This window comes from Streptomyces sp. NPDC006012, assembly GCF_042871185.1.
Lineage (GTDB): Bacteria > Actinomycetota > Actinomycetes > Streptomycetales > Streptomycetaceae > Streptomyces.
In genome coordinates this window covers 462,968-480,845 of record NZ_JBIAIE010000003.1, presented here as the reverse complement: position 1 = coordinate 480,845, position 17,878 = coordinate 462,968, and the positions used below count along the sequence as shown (strand labels likewise).

18 protein-coding genes and 1 pseudogene are annotated in these 17,878 nt (G+C 72.3%); 11 read left to right on the top strand and 8 right to left on the bottom strand.

Translation table 11 applies throughout. The features are described 5' to 3' along the window. The first annotated feature begins 1 nt into the window (after window position 1). Both ACFYPJ_RS09090 and ACFYPJ_RS09085 read left to right on the top strand, forming a co-directional pair. A complete protein-coding gene (locus tag ACFYPJ_RS09090; RefSeq protein WP_389012737.1) occupies window positions 2-1,432 on the top strand; it encodes an aldehyde dehydrogenase family protein in 1,431 nt (476 codons plus the stop codon). Then, the gene (locus tag ACFYPJ_RS09085) at window positions 1,425-2,390 is read left to right on the top strand and encodes an aldehyde dehydrogenase family protein (protein WP_389012734.1); all 966 of its coding nucleotides are present in this window, start codon (window positions 1,425-1,427) and stop codon (window positions 2,388-2,390) included. The genes ACFYPJ_RS09090 and ACFYPJ_RS09085 overlap by 8 nt, the downstream gene beginning before the upstream one ends. Window positions 2,391-2,525: 135 nt before the next feature. Here ACFYPJ_RS09085 and ACFYPJ_RS09080 read toward each other — a convergent pair whose 3' ends face one another. Next, entirely contained in the window at window positions 2,526-2,936 is a 411-nt protein-coding gene (locus tag ACFYPJ_RS09080; RefSeq protein ID WP_389012732.1) for a hypothetical protein, read from the bottom strand. A gap of 161 nt (window positions 2,937-3,097) precedes the next feature. Here ACFYPJ_RS09080 and ACFYPJ_RS09075 point away from each other — a divergent pair, with 161 nt between their 5' ends. Next, window positions 3,098-3,742, top strand: a complete 645-nt coding sequence (locus tag ACFYPJ_RS09075) for a uridine kinase (protein WP_389012983.1) — start codon at window positions 3,098-3,100, stop codon at window positions 3,740-3,742. Window positions 3,743-3,949: 207 nt separating this feature from the next. Here the strand turns inward: ACFYPJ_RS09075 and ACFYPJ_RS09070 are convergent, their stop codons facing one another. Beyond that, window positions 3,950-4,714: a SigE family RNA polymerase sigma factor gene (locus tag ACFYPJ_RS09070; RefSeq protein WP_389012729.1), complete on the bottom strand. Its 765-nt coding sequence runs from the start codon at window positions 4,712-4,714 to the stop codon at window positions 3,950-3,952. A 228-nt stretch (window positions 4,715-4,942) separates the two neighbouring features. On the opposite strand from ACFYPJ_RS09070, the gene afsQ1 reads away from it, so the two are divergent. From afsQ1 to ACFYPJ_RS09045, 5 genes are all read left to right on the top strand, one after another. Beyond that, on the top strand, window positions 4,943-5,620 hold the full coding sequence (gene afsQ1, locus ACFYPJ_RS09065) for a two-component system response regulator AfsQ1 (RefSeq protein WP_389012726.1): 678 nt from the start codon (window positions 4,943-4,945) through the stop codon (window positions 5,618-5,620). Continuing rightward, window positions 5,617-7,275, top strand: a complete 1,659-nt coding sequence (locus ACFYPJ_RS09060) for an ATP-binding protein (RefSeq protein WP_389012723.1) — start codon at window positions 5,617-5,619, stop codon at window positions 7,273-7,275. The genes afsQ1 and ACFYPJ_RS09060 overlap by 4 nt, the downstream gene beginning before the upstream one ends. Beyond that, on the top strand, window positions 7,275-7,877 hold the full coding sequence (locus tag ACFYPJ_RS09055) for a hypothetical protein (RefSeq protein ID WP_389012720.1): 603 nt from the start codon (window positions 7,275-7,277) through the stop codon (window positions 7,875-7,877). The genes ACFYPJ_RS09060 and ACFYPJ_RS09055 overlap by 1 nt, the downstream gene beginning before the upstream one ends. Before the next feature lie 217 nt (window positions 7,878-8,094). Next, a complete protein-coding gene (locus ACFYPJ_RS09050) occupies window positions 8,095-8,646 on the top strand; it encodes a VanZ family protein (RefSeq protein ID WP_389012717.1) in 552 nt (183 codons plus the stop codon). A gap of 277 nt (window positions 8,647-8,923) precedes the next feature. Beyond that, window positions 8,924-9,124, top strand: a complete 201-nt coding sequence (locus ACFYPJ_RS09045) for a PspC domain-containing protein (RefSeq protein ID WP_376524258.1) — start codon at window positions 8,924-8,926, stop codon at window positions 9,122-9,124. Between the two features lie 97 nt (window positions 9,125-9,221). Here ACFYPJ_RS09045 and ACFYPJ_RS09040 read toward each other — a convergent pair whose 3' ends face one another. Both ACFYPJ_RS09040 and ACFYPJ_RS09035 read right to left on the bottom strand, forming a co-directional pair. Then, a complete protein-coding gene (locus ACFYPJ_RS09040) occupies window positions 9,222-9,575 on the bottom strand; it encodes an ATP-binding protein (RefSeq protein ID WP_389012715.1) in 354 nt (117 codons plus the stop codon). A gap of 137 nt (window positions 9,576-9,712) precedes the next feature. Beyond that, window positions 9,713-10,876 carry an adenosine deaminase gene (locus tag ACFYPJ_RS09035; protein WP_389012712.1) on the bottom strand — a complete coding sequence of 388 codons (1,164 nt, stop codon included), beginning with the start codon at window positions 10,874-10,876 and terminating at the stop codon, window positions 9,713-9,715. Between the two features lie 113 nt (window positions 10,877-10,989). Between ACFYPJ_RS09035 and ACFYPJ_RS09030 the strand changes: the two genes are divergently transcribed. After that, on the top strand, window positions 10,990-11,754 hold the full coding sequence (locus tag ACFYPJ_RS09030; RefSeq protein WP_389012709.1) for an alpha/beta hydrolase: 765 nt from the start codon (window positions 10,990-10,992) through the stop codon (window positions 11,752-11,754). 252 nt (window positions 11,755-12,006) lie between these two features. Here the strand turns inward: ACFYPJ_RS09030 and ACFYPJ_RS09025 are convergent, their stop codons facing one another. Then, window positions 12,007-12,969, bottom strand: coding sequence for a LysR family transcriptional regulator (locus ACFYPJ_RS09025; protein WP_389012706.1), 963 nt, complete (start codon window positions 12,967-12,969; stop codon window positions 12,007-12,009). A 63-nt stretch (window positions 12,970-13,032) separates the two neighbouring features. On the opposite strand from ACFYPJ_RS09025, the gene ACFYPJ_RS09020 reads away from it, so the two are divergent. Further along, on the top strand, window positions 13,033-14,358 hold the full coding sequence (locus ACFYPJ_RS09020; RefSeq protein WP_389012703.1) for an MFS transporter: 1,326 nt from the start codon (window positions 13,033-13,035) through the stop codon (window positions 14,356-14,358). A 186-nt stretch (window positions 14,359-14,544) separates the two neighbouring features. Next, window positions 14,545-15,558 (top strand): sigma-70 family RNA polymerase sigma factor, encoded by a 1,014-nt coding sequence (locus ACFYPJ_RS09015; protein ID WP_389012699.1) that lies wholly within the window; start codon window positions 14,545-14,547, stop codon window positions 15,556-15,558. On the opposite strand, the gene ACFYPJ_RS09010 is transcribed toward ACFYPJ_RS09015, so the two are convergent. The 3 genes and pseudogenes from ACFYPJ_RS09010 to ACFYPJ_RS09000 all read right to left on the bottom strand — a co-directional run bounded on the left by ACFYPJ_RS09010 (window position 15,442) and on the right by ACFYPJ_RS09000 (window position 17,828). Further along, entirely contained in the window at window positions 15,442-15,795 is a 354-nt protein-coding gene (locus tag ACFYPJ_RS09010; protein WP_389012696.1) for an STAS domain-containing protein, read from the bottom strand. The two genes, ACFYPJ_RS09015 and ACFYPJ_RS09010, sit on opposite strands and share 117 nt — an antisense overlap. A gap of 65 nt (window positions 15,796-15,860) precedes the next feature. Then, window positions 15,861-16,447: pseudogene (locus ACFYPJ_RS09005) on the bottom strand (Uma2 family endonuclease). Window positions 16,448-16,544: 97 nt separating this feature from the next. Then, on the bottom strand, window positions 16,545-17,828 hold the full coding sequence (locus tag ACFYPJ_RS09000) for a thymidine phosphorylase (protein WP_389012693.1): 1,284 nt from the start codon (window positions 17,826-17,828) through the stop codon (window positions 16,545-16,547). Window positions 17,829-17,878: the final 50 nt, after the last annotated feature.

Here is a 17,878-nt window from a genome sequence, read left to right as displayed (position 1 = left end):
CATGGCATTCGAGTACGCGCCCGCGCCCGAGTCGCGCGCGATCGTCGACATCGCCCCGTCGTACGGCCTCTTCATCGACGGGGAGTTCGTCGACGGTTCGGGCGGAGACCTGGTCAAGACGGTCTCGCCGGCCACCGAGGAAGTGCTCTCGGAGTACACGCAGGCCACCGCTCAGGACGTCGACCGCGCGGTCGGCGCCGCCCGGAAGGCGTTCGGGACGTGGTCGGCGCTGCCCGGCGCCGAGCGCGCCAAGTACCTCTTCCGCATCGCCCGGATCATCCAGGAGCGCAGCCGCGAACTCGCCGTCCTGGAGACGCTGGACAACGGCAAGCCCATCCGGGAGACGAGGGACGCCGACCTGCCGCTGGTGGCCGCGCACTTCTTCTACTACGCGGGCTGGGCGGACAAGCTGGACCACGCCGGTTTCGGCCCGTCGCCGCGGCCGCTGGGCGTGGCCGGCCAGGTCATCCCGTGGAACTTCCCGCTGCTGATGCTGGCGTGGAAGATCGCCCCGGCGCTCGCGACCGGCAACACGGTGGTCCTCAAGCCCGCCGAGACGACGCCGCTGTCCGCCCTCTTCTTCGCGGACATCTGCCGCCAGGCGGGCCTGCCCAGGGGTGTCGTCAACATCGTGACCGGTGACGGCAGGACCGGCGCGGCCCTCGTCGCGCACCCGGACGTCGACAAGGTCGCCTTCACCGGCTCCACGGCCGTCGGCAAGGCGATCGCCCGCACGGTCGCGGGCACCCGCAAGAAGCTCACCCTCGAACTCGGCGGCAAGGGCGCCAACATCGTCTTCGACGACGCCCCCGTCGACCAGGCGGTCGAGGGCATCGTGAACGGCATCTTCTTCAACCAGGGCCAGGTCTGCTGCGCGGGCTCGCGGCTGCTGGTCCAGGAGTCGATCCACGACGAGCTGCTGGACTCGCTCAAGCGCAGGCTCGCCACCCTGCGCCTCGGGGACCCGCTGGACAAGAACACCGACATCGGTGCGATCAACTCCGCCGAGCAGCTGGCCCGGATCACCGCGCTCGCCGAGCAGGGCGAGGCGGAGGGCGCCGAACGCTGGTCCCCGGCCTGCGACCTCCCGTCCGCCGGCTACTGGTTCGCCCCGACGCTGTTCACGAACGTCACCCAGGCGCACACCGTCGCCCGCGACGAGATCTTCGGCCCGGTGCTGTCGGTGCTCACCTTCCGCACACCGGAGGAGGCCGTCGCCAAGGCCAACAACACGCCGTACGGCCTGTCGGCGGGCATCTGGACGGAGAAGGGCTCCCGCATCCTGGCGGTGGCCAACCGGCTGCGGGCCGGGGTGATCTGGTCCAACACGTTCAACAAGTTCGATCCGACCTCGCCGTTCGGCGGCTACAAGGAGTCGGGCTTCGGCCGCGAGGGCGGCCGCCACGGCCTGGAGGCGTACCTCGATGTCTGACCACGTGTCCCTGAGCGGCTCCGCCGCACGGCGTCCCAGCAGCAGTCCCAGCAACCGTCTCAGCGTCTTCAAGACCTACAAGCTGTACGTGGGAGGCAAGTTCCCGCGTTCCGAGAGCGGCCGGGTGTACGAGGTGACAGCAGGAGCATCAGCCGCGGACGCGGCGGGGAAGGGCGAGTGGCTGGCGAACGCGCCCCTGGCCTCGCGCAAGGACGCCCGTGACGCGGTGGTGGCCGCGCGCAAGGCGTTCGGCGGGTGGTCCGGCGCGACCGCGTACAACCGGGGCCAGGTCCTCTACCGCGTCGCGGAGATGCTGGAGGGCCGCCGCGAGCAGTTCGTGCGCGAGGTCGCCGACGCCGAGGGCCTGTCGGCGGCGCAGGCCGCCGCGCAGGTGGACGCGGCGATCGACCGCTGGGTCTGGTACGCGGGCTGGACCGACAAGATCGCCCAGGTGGTCGGCGGCGGGAACCCGGTCGCGGGCCCGTTCTTCAACCTCTCCTCGCCGGAGCCGACGGGCGTGGTCGCCGTGCTGGCCCCGCAGGAGTCGTCCTTCCTGGGCCTGGTCTCGGTGCTCGCCCCGGTGATCGCGACCGGCAACACCGCGGTGGTCGTGGCGAGCGAGCGCGCCCCCCTCCCGGCGCTCTCCCTCGCCGAGGTGCTGGCCACCTCGGACGTGCCCGGCGGTGTCGTCAATGTGCTCTCCGGCCGTACGGCGGAGATCGCGGCGCCGCTGGCCGCGCACCAGGACGTCAACGCGGTCGACCTGGCCGGCGCGGACGCCGATCTGGCGAAGGAGCTGGAGATCGCGGCGGCGGACAACCTGAAGCGCGTCCTGCGTCCACAGCCTGTGGACGACTGGTCGGCGGTGCCGGGCACCGACCGCATGACGGCGTTCCTGGAGACGAAGACGGTCTGGCATCCGACGGGCTCGCTGGGCGCGTCGGGCTCGTCGTACTGAGCACCGCCCGCGCCCCGAACCGAGAGCCGCGTCTCCCCTCCGTCCGGGGGAGGCGCGGCTCTCCTCTCCGGGCGGCCGATCACCTCCCGGCGCGCGGGAGGAGACCGGCGCCCGGTACGCCGTCGTGTACGGACCTCAGCCCTGCCCACCCCCGACCAGCCCCGCCGCCTGCCCCACCACCGGCATCGCGCCGACCGACTGGGCCTGGGCCACCGGCCGGGTCACGGCCTGGCTGTTCAGCGGCTTGAAGTCGGCGAGCTGGGTGCCGACACCGTTGTCGAGGGGATCGACACCGGTGCCCGCGAGGGGGTTGGGCTTGAGCCCGGTGACCGGTCCGGTGACGTACGGGACCGAGCCGGTGACGCCCGCCAGGCCCGCCTGCGCGTCGAGGCGGCCGAGCGAGGCCGGCTGCTGCGGCAGGTCCACGGCCGGTTCGGTGGCCGCGGCCGCCGTCGCCGTACCCGCGCCCAGGGCTGCCGAGGCGGTCGCGAGGGCGATCAGGGCGCGCTGCGCCGTGCGGTGCTGGGAGGAGGTGCGTCCGGCCATCACTGATGCCACCTTATGAGTGCAAAGAGTAACAATTTCGACACATAGGGTAGTTGAGGTGTGGTGTGCGCTCCAAAGCCGACCCGCGGGGTCGGCAAGAGCCGAGTCTTACGTCAAACTGGTGTTCCGTGAGCATTCATCCCCCGTCTCCCGCCCGCGTGGTGCTGTTGTGCGGCCCCTCGGGCTCGGGAAAGTCCCGCGTCGCCGCCCGTTCCGGGCTGCCCGTGCTGCGCCTCGACGACTTCTACAAGGAGGGCGACGACCCGACGCTGCCACGGGTGGCGGGAAGTTCGGACATCGACTGGGACCATCCGCTGTCCTGGGACGCCGACGTCGCCGTCGAGGCCATCGCCCGGCTGTGCGCCACGGGGTCGACGACCGTCCCGGTCTACGACATCGCGCGCAGCGCCCGCACCGCCGAGACGGCGCTGCACATCGGGCGCACCCCGCTGTTCGTGGCGGAGGGCGTCTTCGCGGCCGAGATCGTGTCACGCTGCCGTGAACTCGGCCTGCTGGCCGACGCGCTGTGCCTGAGCCGCGGTCCGCTCGCCACGTTCAGCGGCCGTTTCCTGCGGGACCTGAGGGAGGGCCGCAAGTCGGTGCCCTTCCTGCTGCGCCGCGGTGTCCGGCTGATGCGTGCGGAGCGGTCGATCGTCGCGCGCCAGGTGTCGCTGGGCGCGCACGCCTGCGACCGGGACGAGGCGCTGGGCCGGCTGGCCTCGGCGGCCACGGCCCCGCGGCCCCGGCCCGCGACGGGGGCCCGCCCCCGGACACAGCCGGAGGACCAGAGGCAGACACCGGCGTAGGCGCCGCGACGGCCGGCCCCGGCACGGCCGCCCCGCCCCACGGGAAGCGGAACCGCACGCGCACACGGGCGGGCGAGACCGGCCGGACACACGGAAAGCGGGACTGGACGGACCCCCCGGCCCTCCAGTCCCGCTCATCCCCCGAGGTCTCCCCCGTATCCCCCGTGCCCCCGTGTCCCCCCTCGGGACCCCCGTGCCCCCCTACCTTCAGGCGACCAGTTCGCCGAAGGCGCTCTCCTCGTCACGGCCGAAGCTGAGGACCTCGTCCTCACGCAGCCGCCGCAGCGACCGCCAGATGCTGGACTTGACCGTGCCGACACTTATGCCGAGTATGTCCGAGATCTCCGGGTCTGTACGGCCCTCGTAGTAGCGCAGGACCAGCATGGTGCGCTGGAGTTCGGGCAGCCGGGCCAGCGCCTGCCACAGGACCGCACGCAGTTCGGTGCCGCGCATCGCGTCCGTGTCGGTGGGCGTCTCCGGCAGTTCCTCGGTCGGGTACTCGTTGAGCTTGCGGCGCCGCCAGGCGCTGATGTGCAGGTTGGTCATGGTCCGGCGGAGGTATCCGCCGACCGCCGCCTTGTCGCTGATCCGGTCCCACGCCCGGTACGTCGAGAACAGCGCGCTCTGCAGCAGGTCCTCGGCCTCGAACCGGTCACCGGTCAGGTGGTAGGCAGTGGCGTACAGGGAGGCGCGGCGCTCCTCGACGTAGGCGGTGAACTCCGCCTCGCTGGACGAACGGCGCTCCCCCGAGTCCTCCCCGTACGCGGCTCCCCCGTGGGCCTCGGTGCTGCCGGCCCCCGTACGTGCGTCGACCACCGCCATGTACGCGGTGTGCTGGCGCCCGGCACCGCGGACGCACCCCCGCCCTCCCCCGAGCAGCGAGGTGCCGGCACCGGACTTCTCCGAACCCCGGTTCACGTCGTGCAGGCGCGTGACCACTGCGGTGGTGCTCATACCGTGCAGCGTGTTCATCTCACGCCCCCTGTCGTGGACTTCGGTGTTCGGTTCTTCCTTGCCTGTGCCGAAAAGCCTGCCGGGGCGACTTCATGGCCATGTCCCCCGACTGTCACAGACGTGTCACAGGGGCCCGGCACGCTGGATTCACAGAGCGTGCACGGGCCGTGGCGGTATAGGGGTTTCCGGGCATCCGCTCGACCCACAGGTCGTACGACACCCCCTCCATGGGCCAGAATGAGCCTCGTGCCTTCCCTGTTGCTGATCGAGGACGACGACGCCATCCGGACGGCCCTGGAGCTCTCACTGACGCGCCAGGGACACCGGGTGGCCACCGCTGCCACCGGCGAGGACGGTCTGAAACTGCTGCGTGAGCAGCGGCCGGATCTGATCGTGCTGGACGTGATGCTGCCCGGCATCGACGGATTCGAGGTGTGCCGGCGGATCCGGCGCACGGACCAGTTGCCGATCATCCTGCTGACCGCGCGCAACGACGACATCGATGTGGTGGTCGGGCTGGAGTCCGGCGCCGACGACTACGTCGTCAAGCCGGTGCAGGGCCGGGTGCTGGACGCCCGGATCCGGGCCGTGCTGCGCCGCGGGGAGCGGGAGTCCAGCGACTCGGCGACGTTCGGGAACCTCGTCATCGACCGTTCGGCGATGACCGTGACCAAGAACGGCGAGGACCTCCAGCTCACCCCGACCGAGCTGCGGCTGCTGCTGGAGCTGAGCCGGCGGCCCGGCCAGGCGCTGTCCCGCCAGCAGTTGCTGCGGCTGGTGTGGGAACACGACTACCTCGGTGACTCGCGGCTGGTCGACGCGTGCGTCCAGCGGCTGCGCGCCAAGGTCGAGGACGTGCCGTCCTCCCCGACGCTGATCCGTACCGTCCGTGGTGTCGGCTACCGCCTGGACGACCCTCAGTGACCAACGCGCAACGAGGGCTCCGCGGCTGGGCCGACGGTCGCAGGGGAGCCTTGTCACGGCTGCGTTTCACCAGTCTGCGGCTGCGGCTGGTCGTGGTCTTCGCACTGGTCGCGCTGACGGCCGCGGTGTCGGCGTCCGGCATCGCCTACTGGCTCAACCGGGAGGCCGTGCTCACCCGGACCCAGGACTCGGCGCTGCGCGACTTCCGGCAGGAGATGCACAACCGCGCGGGTACGCTGCCCGCGCAGCCCACCCAGGACGAACTGCAGCGCACCGCGAGCCAGATGGCGGGCGGCAGCGAGCGCTTCAGCGTGCTGCTGGTCGGCCAGGACGCAACCGGCAAGACGGTGTACGGGAACTCCGGCGGGCTGAACGGATTCGCGCTGGAGGACGTGCCCGAGTCGCTGCGCACCGCCGTGGGCAAGCAGCAGGCGCCGGGCAACGGCACCGGCAACAAGTCCCCGTACCACTTGTACTGGCAGCGCATCGACGAGCACGGCACCCCGTATCTGGTGGCCGGCACGAAGGTGATCGGCGGCGGTCCGACCGGCTACATGCTCAAGTCCCTGGAGGCGGAGGCGAAGGACCTCAACTCCCTGGCCTGGTCGCTCGGCATCGCCACCGGGCTCGCGCTGATCGGCGCGGCGCTGCTCGCGCAGGCCGCCGCGACGACCGTGCTGAAGCCGGTGCACCGGCTGGGCGTGGCCGCCCGGCGGCTCGGCGAGGGCCGGCTGGACACCCGGCTGCGGGTGTCCGGCACGGACGAACTGGCCGATCTCTCCCGGACGTTCAACAACGCGGCGGAGGCGCTGGAGAAGCGGGTCGCCGACATGGCCGCCCGGGACGAGGCGTCCCGGCGCTTCGTCGCCGACATGAGCCACGAGCTGCGTACCCCGCTGACCGCCATCACCGCCGTGACGGAGGTGCTGGAGGAGGAGCTGGAGTCGGAGTCCGGGAGCGTGGACCCGATGATCGAGCCCGCGGTGCGGCTGGTGGTGAGCGAGACACGGCGGCTGAACAACCTGGTCGAGAACCTGATGGAGGTCACCCGGTTCGACGCGGGCACCGCCCGGCTGGTCCTGGACGACGTGGACCTCGCCGACCAGATCACGGCCTGCATCGACGCCCGGGCCTGGCTGGACGCGGTGGAACTGGACGCCGAGCGCGGCATCCACGCCCGGCTCGACCCGCGCCGCCTCGACGTCATCCTCGCCAACCTGATCGGCAACGCGCTCAAGCACGGCGGTTCGCCGGTGCGGGTCTCGGTGCGGGTGGCCGAGCAACCGGACGACGGGGCCGACCGGGGCGAGGGGGCCGACGGGGCAGCAGGGGCGCACGAGGGCTCGCAGATCGTCATCGCCGTCCGCGACCACGGGCCCGGCATCCCCGAGGACGTGCTGCCGCACGTCTTCGACCGCTTCTACAAGGCCAGCGCGTCCCGCCCGCGCTCCGACGGCAGCGGGCTCGGCCTGTCCATCGCCATGGAGAACGCCCACATCCACGGCGGCGAGATCAGCGCCGCCAACTCGCCCGAGGGCGGTGCGGTGTTCACGCTGCGGCTGCCCCGGGACGCCTCCGAGCTGACACGGCGGACCGAGGAGACGGCCGCCGCCGACGCCGGCGGCGGCCGGGGCGACGACGCGGGGGAGGCGTGATGCGGATACGGCGGCTGCTGGCCGTCCCCGTGCTCGCCGTGCTGCTGGCCGGCTGCGGGATCCGCGCCACACAGGTGCCGACGGACTTCGGCGGGGCGCCCTCACGGGTGCCGTGCTCGCTGTCGGAGCCGGACCCGTCGGCGCAGACCACGCGGGGTGTGCCCGTGCAGGTGTTCCTGCTGTGCGGTTCGTCCCTGGTGACCGTGGACCGTTCGGTGACCGTCCCGGCCGGCACGGCGGACAGCCGGCGCCGGGTGCTGGTGGCGCAGGCGCTGCTGGACCAGCTCGCGCGGACCCCGTCCGACGGCGAGCGGAACGCGGGCTACGCGACGTATGTGCGGGGCGGCATGACGGTGAGCGGGCCGCGGGCCAAGGACCCCGAGGACACGCTGCGGCTGAGCACGGCACCCGAGCAGCTGGCCTCGTACGCGCTCGCCCAGGTCGTCTGCACCTTCTCCGACTCCACGGCGGCCGAGGGCGACGGCTCGGTGATCCTGGGCGGCCCGGACGGCGGGCCGCTGCGCCGCTACGAGTGCAGCGACGACGTCCGCTCCCGCCCGGGCACCACACGGCCGCCGTCCAGCGAGGTGCCGGCCGCCTGAGCCGCGCGGGGCCAGTGGAACCCGGCCCGCACGATCCGACCCGGCCCGCGCGGTGACGCGGGGGGGCAGCGGACCCGGCCCGCGCGGTGGGTGCAGACCGGGCCACGGGGCGGCGGCCGGTGCGCCCGCGGACGGAGGTGACGGGATGTGTCGCACGCCTCACCCGGTGCGGGGCCGGTGCGGAACCGATGGTGCACGGGGGCGCGTCTAGGGGGGCGTGCAGCGTCAAGGCTCCATCGGCGGCAGCGCCGCGATCCGTATCCGGGTGACAGGGGGTGTCCTCCTCGTCGCGCATCTCGCGCTAGTCGCCTGGCTGATGCTGCGCCCGTTGCACGTGCCCTGGGTGATGCCCGCCAACCTGCACCCGCTGGCCGGCATCCGCGCCGATCTGGCGCTGGGCTGGCCTCAGGCCGCCCGGCAGATCGGCGAGGGGCTCGCGCTGCTCGCCCCGCTGGGCGTGCTGCTGCCGATGGCCCACGGCCGGCTCACCGTCTCCCCGCTCGCCTCCCTGCTGCGTACGGCGGCGGCGGGCACCCTGCTCTCGGTCGGCATCGCCCTGCTGCAGACCGGTGTGCCGGGCCGGGTGGTGGACGTGGACTCGCTGCTGCTGAACACGGTGGGCGTGGCGGTCGCGCACCTCGCCGTGGTGCCGGCGGGCCGTCGCCGGCTCCGCCGCAGGGGCGGGCGGGCCGGGCGTGCGCCCCTCCCCCAGGAGGAAGCGACTAAGGGCCGCACCCCGACGATTCCCAGGGTCGGCATCGCTCCGTAGAGCGACGCCCCGCGCGCCGCGGCTCCGTAACGTTGCAGGCAGATGGGCAGCCGAGCCCACACGAACAGCGTCCAGGGCCGCCATGGGGACCGTGTCCCCACGCGTCGGCCGGGAGTGTGCCGAAGGGGGCGCGTCGGTGGCGGGAGGGGGAGCCGTGCAGGTCCGCGGGACCGGGCACAGCCGCCGTCCCGGTGTGTGTCGGCTGAGGCGCCCACAAGTGCACGCCCAGTTCGAGCCGGATCTGGCCAGACCGAGCCAGATCAAGAAGGAGAGCGACATGAGTGCCCTGGCCCGACCCACCCACGGCCGCGTGATCGGCGGAGTGTGCGCAGCGCTCGCGCGGCGCTTCGGCACCTCCGCGACGACGATGCGGGTGATCTTCCTGGTGTCCTGCCTGCTGCCGGGACCGCAGTTCCTGGTCTACCTGGCGCTGTGGATCCTGCTGCCCGCGGAGGGGAAGGCCCGGACGGCCTGGTAGCCGCGCGGTCCCCCGGCCCCGTCCGCACGCAAGAACGCCGTTGAGGCGCACCCCGGGAGGAGGAGGTGTGCCCCAACGGCGCGTCGTGGGGTCCGGCTCAGCCGAGCGGGATCCCGTTCACCGGCAGGCCGTGCGTGGGCAGCCCCTGCACCGGCAGTCCGCCGATCAGGCCGGCGGCCGGCGCGGTCGGACGCTCGGCGAGGGCCTTCTCGGCGGCGGGCTTGGCGGTGGCCAGCCCGGTGCCGAGGGCAGCCTGCCCCTGGGCGAGCGCCGCGCCCGCGCCCGGCAGCGCCTTCGTGACGGTCTCGGCCGGCAGCGTCCGGGTGATGCCGTCCAGCACCTGGGTGGCGTCCGGGACAGCCGGGGCCGCGGCGGCGGTGCCCGCGCCGACGGCGGCGAAGGCGGCACCGAGGGCAGCAACGCCGAGGGTCTTGGCAGCAGACTGCTTCATGGTGAATGCGTCCTTGAATGCGTTGACGAGGATGAGCGGTCCACGACCGTAAACACCACGGGCCGCCCGCCGCAAACATCGAAATGCGGACGGATCGTGAAACCCGTCCGCATTCCGTACGCCCCGACCGGGTGAATTCAGCCCTCTCGCGGGACAGAACCGCTGGTGGAGGCGGTCTGCCGGAACAGCCATTCGGATTTCAGCTCGGCATATCCGGGCTTGACAACGTCATTGATCATGGCCAGGCGTTCATCGAAAGGAATGAACGCTGATTTCATCGCATTGACGGAGAACCACTGGAGGTCGTCGAGCGTGTAACCGAATGCGTCGACGAGGTGCTCGAATTCCCGGCTCATGCTGGTGTGCGACATGAGGCGGTTGTCCGTGTTCACCGTGGCCCGGAAGTGCAGTCGGCGCAGCAGCCCGATCGGGTGCTCGGCGTAGGAGGCGGCGGCCCCGGTCTGCAGGTTGGAGCTGGGGCACAGTTCGAGCGGGATGCGCTTGTCGCGGACGTACGAGGCGAGCCGGCCGAGCTTCACCGAGCCGTCCCCGGCGACCTGGATGTCGTCAATGATCCGCACCCCGTGCCCGAGCCGGTCGGCGCCGCACCACTGGAGGGCCTGCCAGATGGACGGCAGCCCGAACGCCTCACCGGCGTGGATGGTGAAGTGGTTGTTCTCGCGCTTGAGGTACTCGAACGCGTCGAGGTGCCGGGTGGGCGGGTAGCCGGCCTCGGCGCCGGCGATGTCGAAGCCGACGACGCCCAGATCCCGGTACCGGTTGGCCAGTTCGGCGATCTCCAGCGCGCGGGCGGCGTGCCGCATGGCGGTGAGCAGGGCGCCGACCCGAATGCGGCGGCCGTCCTCCCGGGCCAGCGCCTCGCCCTGCCGGAAGCCCTCGTTCACCGCCTCGACGACCTCTTCCAGGGTGAGCCCGCCCTCCAGGTGCTGTTCGGGGGCGTAGCGCACCTCGGCGTAGACGACGCCGTCCGCGGCGAGGTCCTCCGCGCACTCGCGGGCGACCCGGACCAGCGCGTCCTTGGTCTGCATCACCCCGACGGTGTGCGAGAAGGTCTCCAAATACCGTTCCAGGGAGCCGGAGTCGGCGGCCTCGCGGAACCAGACACCGAGCTTGTCCGGATCACTCTCCGGGAGCTGGGAATAGCCGGTGTCCCGGGCGAGCGCGATGACGGTGCCCGGGCGGAGGCCGCCGTCGAGATGGTCGTGCAGCAGGACCTTGGGGGCACGGCGGATCTGGTCCGGTGTCGGGACGGTCCCGGTTGGCGCAGTCTGGCTCGTCATTTCCGCACTGTAACTCCTACGCGCGTAGAACGCCTGCTCCCGAACTGCGTCGATACGTAAAGGTGACCGCACGGAGGGGTCGCGTACAGAGGCACTTCTGACACTGTTCTGCCATGGCACAGCAAGCAACGCCGGTACGAACGGCCAGGCTGGGGAGGTCAGTCGGCCAGGAGCCGACGGCGGTGAGCGGGGCGGTGCTGCTCCTGCCCGGCGGTGAGGAGGTCTCCGGCCGCAGACCGCCCCCCATGTGGGCGACGGCGTTCGTCCGTGCGCTGGGCCGGACCCTCGCCCGGGCGGGCCGCGGCGAGGGACTGGTGACGCACGCCGTCCACTACCGCTACCGCGGCTGGAACGGCAGCGAGGCGCACCTCGCGCGGGACGCCTCCTGGGCGGTCGAGGAAGTCGTACGGCGCTACGGCGATGTGCCGGTGTGCCTGGTCGGGCTCGACATGGGCGGCCGGGCGGCGCTGCGCGCAAGCGGCCACGAGACGGTCAACTCCGTGGTGGCCATCGCTCCTTGGCTGCCCGAGGACGACATGGCGGTACCGCCGGAGCCGGTACGGCAGCTGGTGGGGCGGCGGGTGCTGATCGTGCACGGCACGAACGACGAGCGGACCGACCCGGAGCTGTCGTTCCGGCTGGCCGCCCGCGCGAAGAAGGCGAACCGGGAGGTGTGCCGGTTCGAGGTGCACTCCGACGGGCACGGGCTGCACCAGCACCGGGACGAGGTGCTTGCGCTCACCGCGGACTTCGCGATGGGCGGGCTGTTCGGGCACCCGGTCTCCCGGCCCGTGGAGGACGCGTTGGCCGCGCCACCGCCCATCGGCCTCAGGATGCCGCTCGCCGCGGGATTCGGCAGGTCACTGCGCCGGGGCTGAGGCGCACGGGACTGGGGCGCGCGGGGGTGCGGTGCACGAGGGTGCGGCGTACGGGACTGACGCGCGCGGGGTGCGGTGCACGAAGGTGCGGCGCACGAGGGTGCGGCGCACGAGGGTGCGGCGCACGAGGGTGCGGCGCACGAGGGTGCGGCGCACGAGGGTGCGGCGCGAGGCGGGCGGACTCGGCGCACCGGGCTGTCGGTCCGGGCCGTCGCATCGGGCCGTCGTTCCGGAGCCGGCCGGTGGCCCGGCTCAGGCGAGCAGGCTGCCCCGTTTCGACAGCAGGAACCTCTTGAACGCCGCCACCGGCGGGGTGTCCGGCCGCCCGTCCGGCCAGGCCACCCCGATCTCCCGCACCACCCGCGGCGCCGTCACCGTCACCTCGACCACGCCCGGGCGCGGTACGGCCGGCGGCGGCAGGAGGGCCACGCCGAGACCGGCCGCGACCAGCCCGCGCAGGGTCTCCACCTCCTCCCCCTCGAAGGCCACCCGGGGCTTGAAGCCCGCCTGCCTGCACGCGTCGTCGACCAAACGGCGCAGGCCGTAGCCGGGCTCCAGGGTGACGAAGGTCTCGTCGGCGGTCTCCGCCAGCCGGATCCGGCGGCGCCCGGCCAGGTGGTGGTCGGCGGGGACGACCAGGCGCAGCCGCTGCTCGTCCAGGCGGCGGGCCACCAGGTCGGGGGCGTCCGGGACCGGGGAGGTCAGGCAGAGGTCGAGTTCGCCCGACCGCATCCGCTCCATCATGGCCTCGCCGTAGTTCTGCACCAGGCTGAACCGCACCCGCGGATGGTCGGCGCGGAACTCGTGGATGAGGGCGGGGACCGTCTCGGCGCCCATGGTGTGCAGAAAGCCGAAGGCGACCTTGCCGGCGGCCGGGTCGGCGTCCGCGCGCACCTCGTCGGCGGCCCGCCCGATCTCGGTGAGGGCGCGTTCGACGGAGGCGAGGAAGGTGCGGCCGGCCGGGGTGAGGGAGACGGTGCGGCCGCGGCGCATGAAGAGGTCGACGCCGAGGTCCTGTTCCAGGCGGACCATCGCCCGGGACAGCGTGGACTGCGGGACCTGCGCCTCCAGTGCGGCCCGCGTCACATGCTCGGCGCGGGCGACGGCGGCGAAGTGGGCGAGGCGTGGGGCGAGCAGCCTCGCCATGTCGGCTTCTTTGTCTCCTACGTCACTGGACGATGACAGGCGACCCTGTGGCCTCTGCTGATGCACCATGGGAACGATTATGCCGATTCCATGCATTGGACGGATGAACCGCGGGGTCCGTAACTTCGAAGCATGCCTCCCGCCAGTACCGAGGCGCCCACCACCGTGGGCGCCGTCCCGACCCCCGCTGCCGAAGTCCCCGCTCCCGGTCCGGCCGCCGCACCCGGCGCCGAAGCCGCCGACACCCGGCTCGCCCCGGGCGACCCGGGCTACCGCCGGATCAGCCTCGCCCTGTTCCTGGCCGGCGTCGCGACCTTCGCACTCCTCTACTCCACCCAGGCCCTGCTGCCGCTGATCTCCGGGGAGTTCGGGGTGGCGGCGAGCGACGCGAGCTGGACGGTGTCGGCGGCGACCGGCGGACTCGCGCTGTTCGTGCTGCCGATGAGCTCCCTGTCGGAACGTTTCGGCCGCCGTACGGTGATGACGGCCGCGCTGGCCGTCGCGGTGACGCTCGGCATGCTGGTGCCGTTCGCGCCCTCGCTGGGCGTGCTGGTGGCGCTGCGGGCGATGCAGGGCGCGGCGCTGGCCGGGCTGCCCGCCTCGGCGACGGCGTACCTGGCCGAGGAGGTCCGGCCGCGGGCCCTGGTCTCGGCGATCGGCCTGTTCGTCGCGGGCAACAGCATCGGCGGCATGAGCGGCCGGATCGTCACCGGATGGGTCGCGCAGGAGTGGGACTGGCGGGTGGCGGTCGGCGTGGTCGGCGTGCTCGCGGTGGGCTGTGCGGTGGCGTTCCGGATGCTGCTGCCGGCGCCGACGCACTTCACGCCGGGCTCACTGCGCCCGCGCGTCCTGCTCCGTACGGTCCGCGACCACCTCGCCGACCCGCTGCTGCGCCGCCTGTACGCGATCGGCGCGCTGTTCATGACGGTGTTCGGCGGCGTGTACACGGTGATCGGCTACCGGCTGGGCGAAGCGCCGTTCGGGCTGTCGCAGGGCATCGTCGGCTCGATCTTCCTGGTGTACCTGGTCGGCACGGTGTCGTCGGCGGCGGCCGGCCGCCTGGTGCTCCGCCTCGGCCGCCGGGGCACCCTGTACCTGGCGGGCGGTACGACCGCGGCCGGGCTGCTGCTGTCCCTGGTGTCCTCGCTGCCGCTGGTCCTGCTGGGCCTGGTGCTGATCACGGCCGGCTTCTTCGCGGGGCACGCGGCGGCGTCCTCGGCGGTCAGCAAGACGGCGACACACGGCCGGGCCCAGGCCGCGGCGCTGTACCAGTCCGCCTACTACATCGGGTCCAGCGCGGGCAGCACGGTGGGCGCCCTCGCCTTCCACGCGAGCGGCTGGTCCGGAACGGTCGGGGTCGGTCTGCTCGCGGTCGTCGGGGTCGTGGCCATCACGGCCCTCGGTTCGCTGGCGGCGGCCCGGCTCACGGCCCGCGGGGAGCCGGCCGCGGCCCGCTGAGTTCCGGCTCTCCCGGTACCAGGGCCGCACCGCAACAAGCGGACAGAAATGCGAACAGTCCGAAAGCAATCGGTCTGGCCTGGGCGTTTGTTGGCTCGGGCAGCCATTGTCAGTGGGCTGCGGTAGCTTCCGGAGTGCTGGGCGCGACGACGCGCGAACCAAAACGGCCACGGGGGTGGGTGGACGATGAGCAACAGCACGGCGACGACGGATCTCGACGTCGCACTGGAGAAGCACCGGATCGAGTTGACCGGCTACTGCTACCGCATGCTCGGGTCCTCCTTCGAGGCCGAGGACGCGGTGCAGGACACCCTGGTGCGCGCCTGGCGGAGCTACGAGAAGTTCGAGGGCCGCTCCAGTCTCCGCTCCTGGCTGTACCGGATCGCGACGAACGTCTGCCTGGACATGCTGGCGGCCGGCACCAAGCGGGCCCGGCCGGTGGACCTGACCGACGCGACGCCGCTCGCGCAGGCGGCCCTCAACCCCCGCCCGGACAGCACCTGGCTGGAGCCCATGCCGGACGCCCGTGTGCTGCCCGCCCTCGACGACCCGGCGGAGGCCGCCGTCGCCAAGGAGTCGGTCCGGCTGGCCTTCATGGCGGCCCTGCAGCAACTGCCGCCCAAGCAGCGTGCGGTGCTGATCCTGCGCGAGGTGCTGGCGTGGAAGGCGAGCGAGGTCGCCGAGCTGCTCGGCACCACGGTGGCCTCCGTGAACAGCGCCCTGCAGCGGGCCCGGGCGACGCTCGCCGAGCGGGAGGACGCGGGCGCGGACGCGGCGGTCTCCGACCCGTTGGACGAGGAGCAGCAAAGACTCCTGGAGCGCTATGTGAAGGCGTTCGAGGGGTATGACATGACGGCGCTCACGGCCCTGCTGCACGAGGACGCCATCATGACGATGCCGCCGTTCGACCTGTGGCTGCGCGGCCCGGCCGAGATGGCCGGCTTCATGACCACCATCGGCGCCAGCTGCGCGGGGTCCCGGCTGCGGCCGGTCCAGGCCAACGGCCTGCCCGCCTTCGCGCACTACAAGCCGGACCCGGAGAACGGCGGTTTCAGCCCCTGGGCGGTGCAGGTGCTGGAGATGTCAGACGGCCGGATCACCGGAATGCACTGCTTCCTCGACACCGCCCGGTGGTTCCCCCTGTTCGGCCTGCCGCTCCATCTGGAAGCGGAGACCTACGAGATCGAGGAAGGCGCGTAGCGCGGGATCGCTGTCCCGCAGCCGTATCCGCCCGCCGGCCCGGCGGGCGGTCAGTTCCAGCCGGGCCAGCAGGTCCACGGCTGCGAGTCCCGGCGGCCCGAGCCCGGCCACGTCCACGACCACGTGCCCGAGCCCGGTGCCCTGCAACAGCCCTCGCACGTCGTCGCACAGCCCCGTCACCTCGTCCCGGGCGACGGGGCCGGTCAGCACGAGCACGGCCGGTGTCTTGGCGTCCACGTACGGATAGACCGCATGGACGGGCCCAACTCATCGGCGGGCAGGCGGGTCCCTGCCCGGCCGGACTACTCCGCCGGGAACTCGGCGGTGTCGATCGTGATGCCGAACGGCTCCGGCAGCTTGATGGGATCACCGAACTTCACGGCGCTGAGGACCCGGTAGACATCGCCCTTCGGCTCTCCGTAGAGCGTGATGGTGGGGCCGCCGGGGGCCCAGCGGTCGATGAGGAGGTAGAGGGGGATGCCCCCCTGCGCGTATCCAGCGGTCTTCTTGATGCGGTCGTTATTCGCGTTGGACTTGGAGGTGACCTCGACGATCAGCTCAGCCGCAGCGGCCGGGACGTAATTGCGATTCTCGTGCGCAATACTTCCTTCGGCACCACCGCGAGGTCGGGCATGTAGAGCCCGTCGCGGGACGGTACGGCCGTCCCCAACGTCTGGTAGATACCCCAGTGACGCGGGATGACCTGATACAGCTCGCGCTGCGCGAGCTCGGCAATGTCATTGTGGTCATTGGACGGCGGTGGTGACACGGTGATGATCCCCTCGATGATCTCCACCTTGCTGCCCTCGGGCCATTCCATCTCTTCCCAGTACCGAACGAGGTCGTCCCAGTTCTGGTCGTGGTCCTGGCCCACAGTGAGTGCGCTCATGGCGGTATCTCCTATCGGTGCGTCACCGATCCCAGCATGCCGAACGGGACCGGCCCAGGTCCACCGATCCCGTTCACCCATATGAGGAAGCCCCAGGTCAGGCGATACGTTCCAGCACAACCGGCGAGGCGGTGAACGGGGTGCCCGCGGGCGCGACGTCATAGGCGCCCCCGATCGCCTCAAGCGCGTACGCGAAGCGTTCCGGGGTGTCCGTGTGCAGGGTGAGCAGGGGCTCGCCCGCGGTCACCGGCTCGCCCGGCTTGGCGTGCAGTTCGACGCCCGCCGCCGCCTGCACCGGGTCCTCCTTGCGGGCGCGGCCGGCGCCCAGGCGCCAGGCGGCGACCCCGATGTCGTAGGCGTCCAGGCGGGTGAGGACACCGGTGGCCGGGGCCGTGACGACGTGCTGTTCGCGGGAGGTGGGCAGCGGGGCGTCGGGATCGCCGCCCTGGGCCGCGATCATCCGGCGCCAGACGTCCATGGCCGAGCCGTCGGCGAGGGCCTTCGCCGGGTCGGCGGTGGTGATGCCCGCCGCGGCCAGCATCTCCCGGGCCAGGGCGAGGGTCAGCTCGACCACGTCCGCGGGGCCGCCGCCCGCCAGCACCTCGACGGACTCGCGGACCTCCAGGGCGTTGCCTGCGGTGCGGCCGAGCGGGGTCGCCATGTCGGTGAGGAGCGCCACGGTCCGCACTCCGTGGTCGGTGCCGAGGCCGACCATGGTCGAGGCCAGTTCGCGGGCGTCCTCGATCGTCTTCATGAAGGCGCCGGAGCCCACCTTGACGTCCAGGACGAGCGAACCGGTGCCCTCGGCGATCTTCTTCGACATGATCGAGGAGGCGATCAGCGGGATCGCCTCGACCGTGCCGGTGACGTCGCGCAGCGCGTACAGCTTCTTGTCCGCCGGGGCCAGGCCGTCGCCCGCGGCGCAGACCACCGCGCCGGTGGTGTCGAGGACGTGCAGCATCTCCTCGTTGGACAGCAGCGCGCGCCAGCCCGGGATGGACTCCAGCTTGTCGAGGGTGCCGCCGGTGTGGCCGAGGCCGCGTCCGGACAGCTGCGGCACGGCGGCTCCGCAGGCCGCCACGAGGGGCGCCAGCGGCAGGGTGATCTTGTCGCCGACCCCGCCGGTGGAGTGCTTGTCGGCGGTGGGCCGGGACAGTGCGGAGAAGTCCATGCGCTCGCCGGAGTCGATCATCGCGGCGGTCCAGCGGGCGATCTCGCGCCGGTTCATGCCGTTGAGCAGGACGGCCATCGCGAGCGCGGACATCTGCTCGTCGGCGACCTCCCCGCGGGTGTATGCGTCGATGACCCAGTCGATCTGCTCGTCGGTCAGTTCGCCGCGGTCCCGCTTGGTGCGGATGACGGAGATGGCGTCCATGGCCATGGCATTCCTTCCGGAGGTGCACAGGGGTGCGGCCCCCCTGAACGACGTCG

Coding starts and splice junctions, on each gene's coding strand:
- ACFYPJ_RS09090 (WP_389012737.1), top strand. CDS start 2: ATGGCATTCGAGTACGCGCCCGCGCCCGAGTCGCGCGCGATCGTCGAC.
- ACFYPJ_RS09085 (WP_389012734.1), top strand. CDS start 1,425: ATGTCTGACCACGTGTCCCTGAGCGGCTCCGCCGCACGGCGTCCCAGC.
- ACFYPJ_RS09080 (WP_389012732.1), bottom strand. CDS start 2,936: ATGGCCGGACGCACCTCCTCCCAGCACCGCACGGCGCAGCGCGCCCTG.
- ACFYPJ_RS09070 (WP_389012729.1), bottom strand. CDS start 4,714: ATGAACACGCTGCACGGTATGAGCACCACCGCAGTGGTCACGCGCCTG.
- ACFYPJ_RS09055 (WP_389012720.1), top strand. CDS start 7,275: ATGCGGATACGGCGGCTGCTGGCCGTCCCCGTGCTCGCCGTGCTGCTG.
- ACFYPJ_RS09045 (WP_376524258.1), top strand. CDS start 8,924: ATGAGTGCCCTGGCCCGACCCACCCACGGCCGCGTGATCGGCGGAGTG.
- ACFYPJ_RS09040 (WP_389012715.1), bottom strand. CDS start 9,575: ATGAAGCAGTCTGCTGCCAAGACCCTCGGCGTTGCTGCCCTCGGTGCC.
- ACFYPJ_RS09035 (WP_389012712.1), bottom strand. CDS start 10,876: ATGACGAGCCAGACTGCGCCAACCGGGACCGTCCCGACACCGGACCAG.
- ACFYPJ_RS09030 (WP_389012709.1), top strand. CDS start 10,990: ATGGCACAGCAAGCAACGCCGGTACGAACGGCCAGGCTGGGGAGGTCA.
- ACFYPJ_RS09025 (WP_389012706.1), bottom strand. CDS start 12,969: ATGGTGCATCAGCAGAGGCCACAGGGTCGCCTGTCATCGTCCAGTGAC.
- ACFYPJ_RS09020 (WP_389012703.1), top strand. CDS start 13,033: ATGCCTCCCGCCAGTACCGAGGCGCCCACCACCGTGGGCGCCGTCCCG.
- ACFYPJ_RS09015 (WP_389012699.1), top strand. CDS start 14,545: ATGAGCAACAGCACGGCGACGACGGATCTCGACGTCGCACTGGAGAAG.
- ACFYPJ_RS09000 (WP_389012693.1), bottom strand. CDS start 17,828: ATGGCCATGGACGCCATCTCCGTCATCCGCACCAAGCGGGACCGCGGC.